Genomic DNA, 12836 nt, shown 5'->3' with positions numbered 1-12836 from the left:
CGCGTGCTGGGCAGCGTCGGCGAGCCGATCAATCCCGAGGCCTGGCTCTGGTACCACCGCGTGGTCGGCAAGGAGAAGCTGCCGATCGTCGACACCTGGTGGCAGACCGAGACCGGCGGCATGCTGATCACCCCCCTGCCCGGGGCCACCGACCTCAAGCCCGGCTCGGCCTCCAAGCCCCTGCCCGGCGTCAAGCCGCAGCTGGTCGACGCCGAGGGTGGCGTGCTGGACGGCGCGACCGAGGGCAACCTCGTGATCACCGACAGCTGGCCGGGCCAGATGCGCACGGTCTATGGCGACCATCAGCGCTTCTTCGAGACCTATTTCTCGACCTATCCCGGCAAGTACTTCACCGGCGACGGCTGCCGGCGCGACGCCGACGGCTACTACTGGATCACCGGCCGGGTCGACGACGTCATCAACGTCTCGGGCCACCGCCTGGGCACCGCCGAGATCGAGAGCGCCCTGGTCGCCCACGAGACCGTCGCCGAGGCCGCCGTGGTCGGCTATCCGCACGACATCAAGGGCCAGGGCGTCTACGCCTATGTCACCCTCAACGCCGGGGTCGAGCCGACCGAGGACCTGCGCAAGGCCCTGGTCCTGTGGGTCCGTCACGAGATCGGCCCGTTCGCCGCCCCCGACGTCATCCAGTGGGCCCCCGGCCTGCCCAAGACCCGCTCCGGCAAGATCATGCGCCGCATCCTGCGCAAGATCGCCGAGAACGAACTCACCAGCCTGGGCGACACCTCCACCCTCGCCGATCCCTACGTCGTCGACGATCTCGTCAAAAATCGCGCCGGGGCGTGAACGCCCCTGGGCTTGCGCCGAGGATCAAAACTCTTCCCAGGCCTTTGCGGCGGTCGAGGCGGCCGCTCCCGGCCTGGGCGGGCCGGCGGCGGGGAAAGTTCAGAGGCAGGCCAATTCTCAAGGATGCGCGCTTTCACTGGAGCGGCCGACCCGCGGTTTGATCTCGATCAAGCCGCGCACGCCAAAGCTCGTGCGTGATGGGACTCGGCCCGAATGAACGGACTTGCCTGAAGCCCTTCTAGCGAGGTTGTGGTGCCGGATCACGGGTTTGACTGGGCTTTTGACGAATTCTGGTCGCGCCGCCTGCCCGCGCCGCCATCGTCAATGGCGCAACCTTCCGGCTTCGCCGGCGTACGGCTGGAGCCATGGGAAGAGTTCGTGAACCGGCCATGACCCTCCTGCGACCGGGCGAAACTTGCTGGCGCGTGGAGACGGCCCGGCGGCTGGCCTTCCTGATCGACGCCCAGGCGTACTACGCCGCCCTGCTTGAGGCGTTCGAGCGGGCCAAGCAATCGATCTGGATCCTGGGGTGGGCCTTCGACCCGCGCACGCGGCTCACGCCCGACGGCCACGAGGGGCCAAGCGACCCCGACGAAATCGGGCAGGTGCTCATTCGCCTCGCCAAGGCCAATCCGGCGCTGGACGTGCGCGTTCTGATCTGGAAGTCGACTCTCTCGGTCAATGGTAGCCACGCGATCCTGGAGCACAGGGCGCGTAAGGCTTTCCGCGGCACGGCCGTTCGGTATCGCGAAGATGGCGAGATTCCCTTTGGGGCGTGCCACCACCAGAAGGTCGTGGTCGTCGACGGCGAGATCGCATTCTGCGGCGGCGCCGATATCGCCGTGAACCGCTGGGACACCGTCGGGCACCGCGACGACGACCCGCGCCGGATCCTCCCGCACAGGATTCACCACGGTCCGCGGCATGACGTGATGGTGCTGGTCGAGGGCGCGGCGGCCGCGGCGCTTGCCGATCTCTTCAGGACTCGATGGGCGCGCGCCTGGGGCGATGACTTCGTCCCCGACCAGAGCGGGGCCGACTGGCCCCGGGCCCAGACGGCCCACCTGCTCGACACGCCAGTCGCCATCGCGCGGACCGAGCCGGCCCACCAGGGGCGGCCGCTGGTCGACGAGATCCTTCGGCTGCACCTGGACTGCATCGCGAGCGCGCGGGAGGTGATCTATCTGGAGAACCAGTATTTCACCTCTCACCTGCTGACCGACGCCTTGGCGCGGCGCCTGGCCGAGCCCGAAGGACCCGAGGTGATCCTGATTCTCGCCGAGCGGGCCCCGAGCTGGTTCGACCGCCTTACCATGGATCCGGCTCGCGCCCCGCTGATCCGGCGTCTGATCGCGGCGGATCAGCATGACCGCTTCCGCGCCTATGCGCCGAAAACGGCTCAGGGACGGCCGATCGTCGTGCACTCCAAGGTCAGCCTGTTCGATGATCGTGTGGCCCGTGTCGGCTCGGCGAACCTCAATAATCGCGCCGAGGGGTTCGACACCGAGTGCGAGGTCGCGCTCGAAGCGCACGATCCGACGACGCGGGGCGAGATCGCTCAGCTGCGTGACGTTCTCCTGGCCCACTATCTCGGCGTCCCGCGAGCCGTGCTCGCCAGGGCCCGGGCAGGCGCCGACCGGCTCATCCCCGTGATCGAGGCGCTCAACGCGCTGGGACGGCTGCGGCCGATCAGGCCGGAACGGCCAGGCTGGTGGAGCGCCGTCGTCTCCACCTGTCGCTTGGGGGACCCGGCGTATGCGGGCGAGAGCTGGCGACTGATCAAGGATCGCCGCCGCGCGCCCCGGCCGCACGCCGCGCTTGGCCCGACGGGCTGGACGGCTGGGGCCGCGCCCGGCAAGGTCGGGTACGCGCCGGCCTTGCGTGGCGACGGCAGCTGATGAAGCCATGACACAGAACCACCCATCCGTAGGACCGGGACGCCGGATCGCCGCCAAGTCGCGGCGCCATCGCATGACTCTGACCGGCCTGGGCGTGGCGCTGATCGCCGCCGGCCTGGCCGCGGTCGCCTTGCCACAAGTCGCGCCGCTGGTGATCGGCGCGGTCGCCGGCTGGCTGCTATGGCTCTTCGGCGCGGTCATGTTGCTGGTGTCGCTGCTCATCGCCACGGGCAAGTCCCTGTGGGGCGGGATCGCGACGAGCCTGGCGGCCGTGGCCGCCGGCGCGTTCCTGTTTTTCCATTATGACGCGGGTCTGATGGCCGCCACGATGCTGATCGGCGCCGTCCTGATCCTCGACGGCGCCAGCGAGCTCGTCCTGGCTCTGGACCTGCGGCCCGCCCGCGTGTGGCGCTGGATGCTGGCCTCGTCGATCGCCAGTGGCCTGGCCGGCGTCGTGGTGGCGGGGTCGGGGCGGACGCAGGACCTGACGGCGATCTTCCTGGGCCTGGCCCTGGCCAGCACCGGCGCGGCGCTGATCGCCCTGGGACGCCGCCGCGCGGGCCGGCGGCTGGCGAGCGCCGTTCAGGCCGGCGGGCCGAGGACCTCGCCCAGGACGCCCTCCACATAGACCATGCGGACGAAGACATAGACGACGACCGCGAGCGGGGTGGCGAACAGCACCCCCAGCGGGCCGAGCAGGACGCCCATGGCCAGCACGGCGAACAGCGTCACCGCCATCGGCAGTTGCGCCAGCTGCCGCAACACCAGCGGCGTAATCAGGTTGGCCTCGAGCTGAGCCGAGACCAGATAGACCAGACCGGCCCAAAGCAGGGTCTGCGGGCCAGCTTCGAGCGCGACCAGCAGTCCTGGCAGGGGCGCGACCATTGGGCCGATCACCGGCACGAACTGGCCGATCCCGGCGATCAGGCCCAGCGCGGCGGCGGAGGGAACGCCCACAACCGCCAGGCCTATCCCGGTAGTGACGCCGACCAGGGCCATTGAGCACAGTTGCCCCACGAGCCATTGCCGCAAGGCGCGGTGGATCTGGTCCAGCACTTGTCGCGCCCGCTCCCGGCGCGGACGCGGGAAGAGCATCAGCACGCCGCCGACATAGGAGCCAGGGTGGTAGGCTAGGTAGAGGCCCGCGAAGAGCACGATGATCGTCCCGGCGAGGCCTCCGGCCGTGTCGGCGGCGAGCTTGGGGCCCAGGCTCACCAGCCACTCGAACCCGCGCCATTGTTCCAGCTCGGCCAGGGCCGCGCCCCCGAACGGCGTCGAGGACAGCCGCGCCTGCAACTCGCTCCAGGCGCGCGGCAGGACGTCGTTCAGGGCGATGAACTGGGCCTCGGCCTGGCGGCCGAAGGTCCAGACCGCGGCGGCGACGCAAGCGACGACCACCACGACGGCGAGGGTCAGGGCCATAGGTCGGCGCAGCCGGAAACCCCGGTGCAGCGGTTCGGCGATCGCATGCAGCAGCACGGCGACCAGCACCGCGCCGAAGGCCATAAGGATCACGTCGGCCAGGCGGATCGCTAGCAGGGCCAAGCCGACGATGATCGCGACCAGAATCACGTTGTGCCGGATCGGGTCGCCCGGCGGCGGTGGTGAGCTTGTCGATTCCATGCGAGCAGCTAACCTCGGTCGATCATCGCCAACCTTGATACCGGTCAAGCCCGCTCGCCCGGCTTGAGCGAGGTCAAAGTGCTTCCGCGGCCTTTCGCTAGCGTGCCCCGACGTGCGTTCCGGCGCGGCGGGATTACGTACGGCCAAAGGAACCCTGTCATGCGCTTCCGGGACATCCTCCTGCAGATCGACAGCTACCCGGCCGCCACCCCCGATGAGTCCATCGAGGCGGCGATCGGTTTCGCCAAGGTCCTGGATGCAGAGCTCGCGGTTCTAGCCGTTCAGGTCGACATACCCCTGTCCAGGAACGTCGTCTCCGAAGCCTTGATCAAGCTGGCCGGGCTCGAGCAGGAGTGGGAGGACGCAAGCTTGGCCAGCTGTCGCCAGGCCGTTCGACGTTTCGAGAGCGCTGCAAAGGCCGCCGGCGTTTTCGCCGGCGCGGAGATTCATCGGATCAATCTCCTCAAGGTCGATGACAGCCTGGCCCTGCGCGTCCGCGCCCGCGACCTGTGCCTGGCGGCGATGGCCGAGCGCTTCGACGAGCAGATCGAATGGGTAAAGCGGATCATCTTCGCGTCGGGCCGCCCCGTGGTCGTCATGGGTGGGCGACCGCTGCTGGCCGAGGGGCGGATCGGCGATGTCGCGGTGGCCTGGGATGGCGGCCGGCACGCAGCCCGGGCCCTGGGCGACGCGCTGCCGATCCTTGAGCGGGCCCGGGCGGTGCGGATCGTCACCTTCGTCAACGAGAAAGAGGCGGCCCGGCCGGGGCTCGCCGCCGAGGCGGTCCGGCATCTCGCGGCGCACGGCGTCAAGGCGGCCAAGGACGAGATCGACGCCTCGGGCGTGGGGATCGGCCAGGCGATCGACGCCTATCTGGCCCAGAGGCCTGCCGACATGCTGGTCATGGGCGCTTCGGGACGCGCGCCCGTCCTTGAGTTCGTGATGGGCGGGGCTACCGAGCACGTGCTCCGCAATGTGCCCACCGCCTTGTTTCTATCGCACTGAACGGCCGCGCCCTGGGGCGCCGCGGAGGCGTCGCGATGTCGAGGCTCTTCGTCGCCGCCTCGCCGATAGGGGGCCAGGATTTGCGCGGATCAAGGCCGAGGCCATTCTCCTTCGGAAGGTGGCGCGAGGCGCGAAGGCACGGTGATCTCGATCGAATTCATGTTCGGCGAGATTAAAAATTATCGCGCGAACGGCCGCGTTGGGCGGCGACCTTGTAAGTGAATGGATGCGCTCAGCGAATGCCAAAGCGGCTCACCCGGCGTCAATGAAGCCCGTTTAAAATGTGGGGAAAATGTGGGGCGGACGCCAGCGCTTCGGACGATATGTTTGTCAAAACAAAGGCTTATGTGGGTCCTTGGTGGAGCCGAGGGGAATCGAACCCCTGACCTCCTCATTGCGAACGAGGCGCTCTACCATCTGAGCTACGGCCCCAAGGAGCGGCGGAGATACGGCTCCAGAGCGCGGACGTCAAGCGGGGTTCTCACCACGCCTTGCCAGCAACCTCCAGGCGCGGCAAGAAGCTGTGGCGTCCAGACGGAAATCCCATGGCCCCGATCATCAATCTCGTCTTCTTCATCCTCAACGCCCTGCTCGACCTGCTGTGGTGGGCGATCGTCATCTCGGCGATCCTGAGCTGGCTGTTCGCTTTCGACGTGATCAATCGGCGTAATCAGTTCGTCTACAATATCGCGACCTTCCTGGACCGCGTCACGGACCCGATACTGGCGCCTTTCCGCCGGATCATCCCCGCGATCGGCGGCGTCGACATCAGCCCGATCATCGTTCTCTTGCTGCTGCGGGGCATCCAGATCTTCATCATGCCAGCCCTGCAGGGCATGCTGCTGAACATCCTTGGCTAAGGAGGTCCTGGCCGTCCGGCTGACCCCTCGCGGCGGCCGCGACGCCGTCGACGGCTGGTCGCTGGACGGCGACGGACGGCCCTTTCTGAAGGTGCGCGTCTCCAGTCCGCCCGTCGACGGCGCGGCGAATTCCGCCCTTCTGGCCTTCCTGGCCAAGACCCTGAAGGTGCCTCGCTCGGCCATCCGCCTGGCCGCCGGCGACACCGCGCGGATCAAGCGGCTGGAGATCGAGGGCGTCACCGCCCAGGACCTGGAGCGTGCGTTCGGGCCACGCCCCTAGCCAAGCTTGCTCAGGAGAAACTTACCTTCACCGTACGCGAAACAGCGATTTTGGCGCACGATCTAACCTTGACCATACCCTGAGCCAAGCCATTGACGCGGCGCGATTTTTTTATTTCCCTTTAGCCCTTCGCGCCTAGTCTTGGTGGTGAAGGGGATCGGGGGATCCCTCGGGGGCGCCAGGCGGCCATGTCGAAGACGGAAGTACGGGGGGATGTGGCTCGCGCGGCCGTTTCGCGGCGTGCGAATACCTATCTGCGCCTGGGCGCCGCCCTGGTCATCGCCGTTATACTCCAGGTCTATGTGCATTCGGTCTGGGGCTGGCCGTGGGCGCTGGCTTACACGCTCTGCCACCTGTTCGAGCTTTGGGCGCGGCGTCCGCTGGAGATCAACCCGAGCGCGCCCGTGGCGACCTGGCGGCGCCTGACGGCGTTCGTCGCGCCGGCCATCACCTCGACCGCGTTCGGCGCCCTGTCGATCATGCTGTTCTCGTCGCACATCCGCTTCGCTCCCACCCTGGGCGGCATGTTGCTGGCCGGAGCGCTGCTGAACGTCGTGGTGGTCAATGCCGGCGACCGCTCGGCCACCCTGATGGCGGCCTGGCCGCACGCCCTCTACCTGCTGATCGTTCCGTTCGTGGCCAAGGCGGCCAATCCGGGCGCCAATCTCGCCGACGTCCTGTGGTTCGGGGCGCTCCTGATGATCGTCTCGGTCACCGTGGCCAGCCGCACCCTGGGCGCCGCCCTGAAGGCCGAGGCCGACGCCAAGGCCGTGGCCGAGCGCCGCCGCCACGAGGCCGAGGAGGCCGTGGCCGCCAAGTCCGCCTTCGTGGCCATGATCAGCCACGAGTTGCGCACCCCGATCAGCGCCATCCTGGCCGGAGCCGCGCGCCTGCACAGCGAGGTTCACGAGACCAGTTCCAAGATCCACGCCCAACTCATAGCCGACGCGGGCGGACTGATGCGGACCCTGCTGAACGATCTGCTGGACTTCTCGCGTCTCGAAGCCGGTCGCATGTCGGTGGAAAGCAGCGCCTTCAACCTGCGCCAAGCCCTGTCCGACACCCTGCGCCTGTGGCGGCCGGAGGCGGCGCGCAAGGGGTTGCGCCTGCGGGTGGCCGGCGCGGCCAGCCTGCCGCGCTGGGTCGCCGGCGACGCCATGCGGCTAAAGCAGGTGCTGAACAACCTGCTCAGCAACGCCATCAAGTTCACCGAACGCGGCGACGTCACGGTCGTACTCGACGCCCGCCCGGCCGGCGAACGGATCCTGCTTTCGATCACGGTCGATGACACTGGTCCCGGGATCGCCGAAGCCGCCCTGCCGCGCCTGTTCACACCTTTCGACCAGCTGAACACGGCCGTGGTCCGCCAGCACGGCGGCTCGGGCCTGGGCCTGGCGATCAGCCGCGAGCTGGCTCGCCTGATGGGCGGCGACCTGAGCGTCGGCACGGCGCCCAGCGCGGGCGCGCGCTTCACCCTGACCGCAATGCTGGAACCCGCCGAAGCGCCGCGCGCCGAGGAGGAAGCCCGTTCGATCAACGGCCTGCGGGTGCTGGTCGTCGACGACCACGTGATCAACCGCCGAGCCATAGAGCTCGTCCTGGAGCCATTCGGCGTCGACGCCACCTTGGCCGAATCCGGGGAGCAGGCTCTGGATCTGCTGAGCTCGGAGGCCTTCGACGCGGTGCTGATGGACCTCTACATGCCCGGCATGGACGGCCGCGAGGCCACCCGGATCCTGCGGGCCGGCGACGGTCCCAACCGCGGCGTCCCGGTCATCGCCGTCACCGCCTCGGCTACGGCCAAGGACTGGGAAGCCTGCGCCGCGGCCGGCATGAACGCCCACGTCGCCAAACCGATCGACCCGGTCGAGCTGTTCGGCGCCCTGGCTCAGGTCTTGGCGGGCGCCGCCGCGCCGTCCGAAGACGCCGAGGTCGAGGCCAGCAGAGCCTGAAGCCGGGCGGTCAGCGCCGCCTCGTCCTTGAAGTCGCACTCCCAGACCACCTCGGCCCGCCAGCCGGCGGCTTCCAGCGCCTGGATCGAGCGTTCGTCGCGGGCGACATTGCGGGCCACCTTGGCCAGCCAGTAGTCGCGATTGGCCTTTGGGACCCGTGAGCCCCGCGCGCAGTCGTGTCCGTGCCAGAAGCAGCCGTGGACGAAGATCGCCAGCTTGCGCCCCGGCATGACCAGATCCGGATTCCCCGGCAGGTCCTTGCGATGCAGGCGGTAGCGGACGCCGAGACCCGTCAGGATGCGGCGCAACGCCTTTTCCGGCGTGGTGTCCTTGCTCTTCACCCGCGCCATGACGGCCGAGCGCTTGGCCTTGTCGTAGACGTCGGTCAAGGCGTCGGCTCGCCTGGCTCAGAGCCCCTCGAACAGCGCCGTGGACAGGTAGCGTTCGGCGAAGCTGGGGATGATCGCCACGATCACCTTGCCAGCGTATTCGTCGCGCAAGGCCAGGTCGAAGGCGGCCGTCAGGGCCGCGCCCGAACTGATGCCGACCGGCAGGCCCTCGGTGTTCGCCGCGCGGCGAGCCATGGCGAAGGCGTCGTCGTTGCTGACCTGGACGATCTCGTCGATCACGCCGCGATCCAGCACGCCTGGCACGAAGCCGGCGCCGATGCCCTGGATCTTGTGCGGGCCGGGCGCGCCGCCCGACAGCACGGCCGAGGCTTCCGGTTCGACCGCCACCATCTTCAGGCCGGGTTTGCGCGCCTTCAGCACCTGGCCGACGCCGGTGATCGTGCCGCCGGTGCCGACACCCGAAACCACCGCGTCCACGGCGCCCTTGGTGTCGTTCCAGATTTCCTCGGCGGTCGAGACGCGGTGGACCAGCGGGTTGGCGCCGTTCTCGAACTGCTGGGGCATGACCGCGCCAGGCGTGGCCTCGATCAGCTCCTGGGCGCGGGCGACGGCGCCGCGCATACCCTTCTCGGCCGGGGTCAGTTCCAGCTTGGCGCCCAGCAGCAGCAGCATCTTGCGACGCTCGATCGACATGCTCTCGGGCATGACCAGGATCAGCTTATAGCCCTTGGCGGCGGCCACGAAGGCCAGGGCGATGCCCGTATTGCCTGAGGTCGGCTCGATGATGGTCGCGCCCGGCTTCAGAAGACCCTGGGCCTCCAGGGCCTCGATCATCGCGGCGCCGATGCGGTCCTTGACCGAGGCGATCGGGTTGAAGAACTCCAGCTTGGCCAGGACCTCGCCCTTGGGCTTCAGCTCGGCCGACAGCCGCGGCAGACGGACCAGCGGCGTGTCGCCGATGGTGTCGATGATCGAGTCGTAGACCTTGCCGCGACCAGCGCGCTTGAAACGCGCGGCGTCATAGAGGGAGGAAGCGTCGTCCATCTGAGAACCCAGAGCCTTAGGTTGCGGGAAGCGGGCCGCACCGTAGACCCCGAGGCGGGGGCTGTCAGCGGGTCATTCGGCGGCGAGGCTTGCAGTTTTACTATCGAGCAGGGGCTCCAACAGGGTTTCCGCCAGCCAGCGGACCACCGGAACCGCGACGCCGTCGCCAATCACCTGCAAACCGGCCGTCTGCGAACGCGGCAGGGCGTAACTGTCCGGCAGGCCCATCAGGCGCGCGCCCTCGCGGGGGGTGACCAGCCGCGAGCGGACTTCGCCGTTCTCGATGACCAGCAGGGTCTGGCGCGAGGAACCGCCGCGCGGGGTGCGCAGGCAGCCCGCCAGACCGTCGAACCGCACCTCGGCCCGCTGCTGGCCGCCGCGCATCCGGCGGAACACCGCCCCGACCGAGCGGCCGCCGGCCTCGCGGCGAGTCTCGACCGCCTGGCGGTGGCTGTCGGCCATCAGGGCCAGCAGGGCCTCGGTGCGCTCCGGCGGGTTCCAGGTCACGGCGCCGTCGGGCTCGAGCACCACGGCCAGGTCGGTGTTGCGGGCCGGCGGCGAGGGGACGCCCCACCAGATCCAGCGCGCTTGCAGGTCCTCGGGCAGTCGCGCCGCCGCTGCGCGCACCGCACGGCTGTGGAAGGCGCTGGAACCCTCCAGGCCGCCGGTCGGCAGGCGGGTGGCGACCACGAAGACGCGGGGCCGCGACTGCGGAACAAAGGCGCCCGCGTCGATCTCCAGCGCCCCGAAGCGATAGCCCTCCTCGGACAACACGCCGCACAGGGCGGTGAAGTCGTCGCCGTGATGCGAGGTCAGCAGGCCCACCACGTTCTCGATGACGATCACCGGCGGGGCGCGCCCCTGCGCCGACAAGCCCTTCATCAGGGTCCAGAAGCCGAAGAAGGCCGAAGACTTGCCGCCCGCCAGGCCCGCCCGCGCGCCGGCCAGGCTGAAGTCCTGGCAGGGGCTGGAGGCCCAGGCCAGATCCGCCGTTGGCAGGGCGGCCGCGCTCAAGGCGAAGACATCGCCCTCATGGAAGTGGCCCTCGGCGTCCGGGAAGTTGGCCCGGTAGGCCGCCGCCTTCACCGCGTCGAAGTCATTGGCGAAGGCGCATGCCCAGTCTTCGCCCAGGCCGAGGCGCGCCATGCCGCCGCCGGCGAAGAATTCAAGGAAGGAGGGACGAGCGTTCCGATTCATCGAAGCGGAGTCTAGCCTCACCAGGCCTTGCCGGGATAGCCAGAGACATGCGCACCGCCGTCCTGATCGCCGCCGCCCTCGTCCTCGCCGCCTGCGACGCGCCGCTGGGCTCGAACGAGAACGCTCCGCCGCCGGCCGACGCGCCGGTGACCGTAGGCCCGGACTATAGCGGCGACTTCGACGCGGTCGGGACCGAGCCGTTCTGGACCCTGAAGATCCGCGCCGCCAGCATGGCCCTGGCCCGTCCGGACCACGCGGAGGTCACCACCGCCAATCCCGGCGTGCGGGCCGATGGCGACCAGGGCGTCTGGGACGGCACGGTCGGCGAGCAGCGTCTCGTGCTGCGCCTGACGCCAGGCGACTGCTCGGACGGCATGTCCGACCGCCGCTACGGCTATTCGGCCGAGGTCTGGATCGACGGCGAAACCCTGCGGGGCTGCGCCGCCAAGACCCAGGACCTGGCGGCCCAGCCCCGGCCTTAGTTTGACGCGCGACGGGCGCCGAAACCGGCGGCCACTTTCGGCTGTCGCGCTTCAGTCTCCCTTGGGCCCCAGATAGCCCGGCCCGTAGACCGCCGCGCGGAAGTCGCGGTGAAGGCTGGCGTCGAATGGGAAGGTCTGGACGAAGAACACGGCCGTCAGCCTGTTGGCCGGATCGACCCAGAACAGCGTCGTCTCACGGCCATCCCAGAAGAATTCGCCGACCGCGCCGCGGTTTTCCTCAGGAGTCTTCGGCTGGCTCTTGCGCACCGCGAAGTCGAGGCCGAAGCCGACCGAGCCCTTGCTGGGCAGCCACCACGTCTCGGTGACGCGGGCGTCCAGATGATCGGTCCCCATCAGGCGCACGGTCGAGGGCTTGAGGATCCGCACCCCGTCCAGCGTCCCGCCGCCCAGCAGCATGCGCGAGAAGCGGGCATAGTCGTCGATCGGGGCTACCAGGCCCGCACCGCCCATGGTCAGGCGACGGTCTGGATCGAAGTTCAGCTTGCGGGTCTCCGCGTCGTCCTGGCGGGCCAGCTTGCCGTCCGCGCCCTTGTTGTAGGTGGCGGCCAGGCGCGCGAAGGCGGCTTCGGGCTGGGTCCAGCCGGTATCCTTCATGCCCAGCGGGTCGAGGATGTGGGCCTTGGCGTAGGCCTCGTAGGGTTGGCCGGTCAACACCTCGACCAGGCGGGCCTGGACGTCGACGGCGGCGCTGTAGCTCCACTGCTCGCCGGGCTGGTAGAGCAGCGGGACCGTGGCCAGGCGCCGGCTGAACTCGGCGAGATCGTTCTTCAGGTTCAGCGGATCGACCGTCTGGAAGACCTTGTCGGCCGGCAGGCCGCGCCCGCCGTACGAGAAGCCGGCCGTATGGCGCATCACGTCGCGGATCAGGATCGGGCGGTTGGCCGGGACGATGTTCCCCTGGGCGTCCATCACCTTCATGTCGGCGAATTCGGGCAGGTAGCGCGACAGCGGGTCGTCGAGACCGAACTTGCCCTGCTCCCACAGCTGCATCAGCGCCACGCCGGTCACCGGCTTGGTCATCGAGAAGATCTGCACCAGCGTATCGCGGCGCATCGGCTTGCCGGCCTCGCGGTCGGCCATGCCGGCGGTCCCGAAATAGCGCTCCTGGCCGTCCTGCCAGACCAGAGCCGATACTCCGACGGCGCGTCCGCTGTCGACCATGGCCTTCAGGGCCGCGTCGATCCAGGTCTTGTCGATCTTGACCGGCGCGGCGGCTTCAACGGCGGGAACCGCTCGCGCCAGGGCGGGCGCGGCCGGAAGGGCCAGCAGCGTCGCCGCGACGGCGGCGAGGATGATCTTCTTGGACAACGTGGCCTC

At 69.1% G+C, this 12836-nt stretch carries 13 protein-coding genes and 1 tRNA gene; 8 read left to right on the top strand and 6 right to left on the bottom strand.

All coding sequences use genetic code 11. The features are described from left to right. From AC07R7_RS22290 to AC07R7_RS22280, 3 genes are all read left to right on the top strand, one after another. The coding region (locus tag AC07R7_RS22290) for an AMP-binding enzyme (RefSeq protein WP_494636623.1) at window positions 1–807 on the top strand (807 nt) is incomplete at its 5' end. Window positions 808–1232: 425 nt separating this feature from the next. Continuing rightward, window positions 1233–2705: a phospholipase D-like domain-containing protein gene (locus tag AC07R7_RS22285; protein WP_494636622.1), complete on the top strand. Its 1473-nt coding sequence runs from the start codon at window positions 1233–1235 to the stop codon at window positions 2703–2705. Between the two features lie 73 nt (window positions 2706–2778). Beyond that, window positions 2779–3333, top strand: coding sequence for a DUF308 domain-containing protein (locus tag AC07R7_RS22280; protein ID WP_494636621.1), 555 nt, complete (start codon window positions 2779–2781; stop codon window positions 3331–3333). Here AC07R7_RS22280 and AC07R7_RS22275 read toward each other — a convergent pair. After that, on the bottom strand, window positions 3288–4328 hold the full coding sequence (locus tag AC07R7_RS22275; protein WP_492887233.1) for an AI-2E family transporter: 1041 nt from the start codon (window positions 4326–4328) through the stop codon (window positions 3288–3290). The genes AC07R7_RS22280 and AC07R7_RS22275 overlap by 46 nt on opposite strands. Before the next feature lie 159 nt (window positions 4329–4487). Here AC07R7_RS22275 and AC07R7_RS22270 point away from each other — a divergent pair, with 159 nt between their 5' ends. Beyond that, window positions 4488–5333: a universal stress protein gene (locus AC07R7_RS22270; RefSeq protein WP_494636620.1), complete on the top strand. Its 846-nt coding sequence runs from the start codon at window positions 4488–4490 to the stop codon at window positions 5331–5333. 356 nt (window positions 5334–5689) lie between these two features. Here the strand turns inward: AC07R7_RS22270 and AC07R7_RS22265 are convergent. Beyond that, a tRNA-Ala gene (locus tag AC07R7_RS22265) sits at window positions 5690–5765 on the bottom strand. A 113-nt stretch (window positions 5766–5878) separates the two neighbouring features. Between AC07R7_RS22265 and AC07R7_RS22260 the strand changes: the two genes are divergently transcribed. The 3 genes from AC07R7_RS22260 to AC07R7_RS22250 all read left to right on the top strand — a co-directional run bounded on the left by AC07R7_RS22260 (window position 5879) and on the right by AC07R7_RS22250 (window position 8425). Further along, entirely contained in the window at window positions 5879–6193 is a 315-nt protein-coding gene (locus AC07R7_RS22260; protein ID WP_492839124.1) for a YggT family protein, read from the top strand. Beyond that, window positions 6186–6473: a DUF167 family protein gene (locus tag AC07R7_RS22255; protein WP_494636619.1), complete on the top strand. Its 288-nt coding sequence runs from the start codon at window positions 6186–6188 to the stop codon at window positions 6471–6473. The genes AC07R7_RS22260 and AC07R7_RS22255 overlap by 8 nt, the downstream gene beginning before the upstream one ends. 215 nt (window positions 6474–6688) lie before the next feature. Further along, window positions 6689–8425 (top strand): ATP-binding protein, encoded by a 1737-nt coding sequence (locus tag AC07R7_RS22250; RefSeq protein WP_494636618.1) that lies wholly within the window; start codon window positions 6689–6691, stop codon window positions 8423–8425. Here AC07R7_RS22250 and AC07R7_RS22245 read toward each other — a convergent pair. The 3 genes from AC07R7_RS22245 to AC07R7_RS22235 form a co-directional block, all read right to left on the bottom strand. Continuing rightward, window positions 8362–8814: a very short patch repair endonuclease gene (locus AC07R7_RS22245; protein WP_494636617.1), complete on the bottom strand. Its 453-nt coding sequence runs from the start codon at window positions 8812–8814 to the stop codon at window positions 8362–8364. The two genes, AC07R7_RS22250 and AC07R7_RS22245, sit on opposite strands and share 64 nt — an antisense overlap. Before the next feature lie 18 nt (window positions 8815–8832). Then, on the bottom strand, window positions 8833–9819 hold the full coding sequence (gene cysK / locus AC07R7_RS22240; protein ID WP_494636616.1) for a cysteine synthase A: 987 nt from the start codon (window positions 9817–9819) through the stop codon (window positions 8833–8835). A gap of 72 nt (window positions 9820–9891) precedes the next feature. Beyond that, complete coding sequence (locus AC07R7_RS22235; protein ID WP_494636615.1) at window positions 9892–11016, bottom strand: DNA cytosine methyltransferase; 1125 nt, start codon at window positions 11014–11016, stop codon at window positions 9892–9894. Window positions 11017–11063: 47 nt separating this feature from the next. Here AC07R7_RS22235 and AC07R7_RS22230 point away from each other — a divergent pair, with 47 nt between their 5' ends. Further along, the gene (locus tag AC07R7_RS22230; RefSeq protein WP_494636614.1) at window positions 11064–11498 is read left to right on the top strand and encodes a COG3650 family protein; all 435 of its coding nucleotides are present in this window, start codon (window positions 11064–11066) and stop codon (window positions 11496–11498) included. Between the two features lie 51 nt (window positions 11499–11549). Here AC07R7_RS22230 and AC07R7_RS22225 read toward each other — a convergent pair whose 3' ends face one another. Next, window positions 11550–12827: a serine hydrolase domain-containing protein gene (locus AC07R7_RS22225; protein ID WP_494636613.1), complete on the bottom strand. Its 1278-nt coding sequence runs from the start codon at window positions 12825–12827 to the stop codon at window positions 11550–11552. Window positions 12828–12836 lie beyond the last annotated feature (9 nt).

The sequence above is a fragment of the Caulobacter sp. GW821-FHT05F04 genome (assembly GCF_059419665.1).
This window is presented reverse-complemented; position numbering and strand designations above follow the sequence as displayed.

Excerpts from the sequence above, each read along its gene's own strand:
- cysK (WP_494636616.1), bottom strand. The coding sequence starts at position 9,819 with ATGGACGACGCTTCCTCCCTCTATGACGCCGCGCGTTTCAAGCGCGCT.
- AC07R7_RS22270 (WP_494636620.1), top strand. The coding sequence starts at position 4,488 with ATGCGCTTCCGGGACATCCTCCTGCAGATCGACAGCTACCCGGCCGCC.
- AC07R7_RS22275 (WP_492887233.1), bottom strand. The coding sequence starts at position 4,328 with ATGGAATCGACAAGCTCACCACCGCCGCCGGGCGACCCGATCCGGCAC.
- AC07R7_RS22260 (WP_492839124.1), top strand. The coding sequence starts at position 5,879 with ATGGCCCCGATCATCAATCTCGTCTTCTTCATCCTCAACGCCCTGCTC.
- AC07R7_RS22280 (WP_494636621.1), top strand. The coding sequence starts at position 2,779 with ATGACTCTGACCGGCCTGGGCGTGGCGCTGATCGCCGCCGGCCTGGCC.
- AC07R7_RS22230 (WP_494636614.1), top strand. The coding sequence starts at position 11,064 with ATGCGCACCGCCGTCCTGATCGCCGCCGCCCTCGTCCTCGCCGCCTGC.
- AC07R7_RS22235 (WP_494636615.1), bottom strand. The coding sequence starts at position 11,016 with ATGAATCGGAACGCTCGTCCCTCCTTCCTTGAATTCTTCGCCGGCGGC.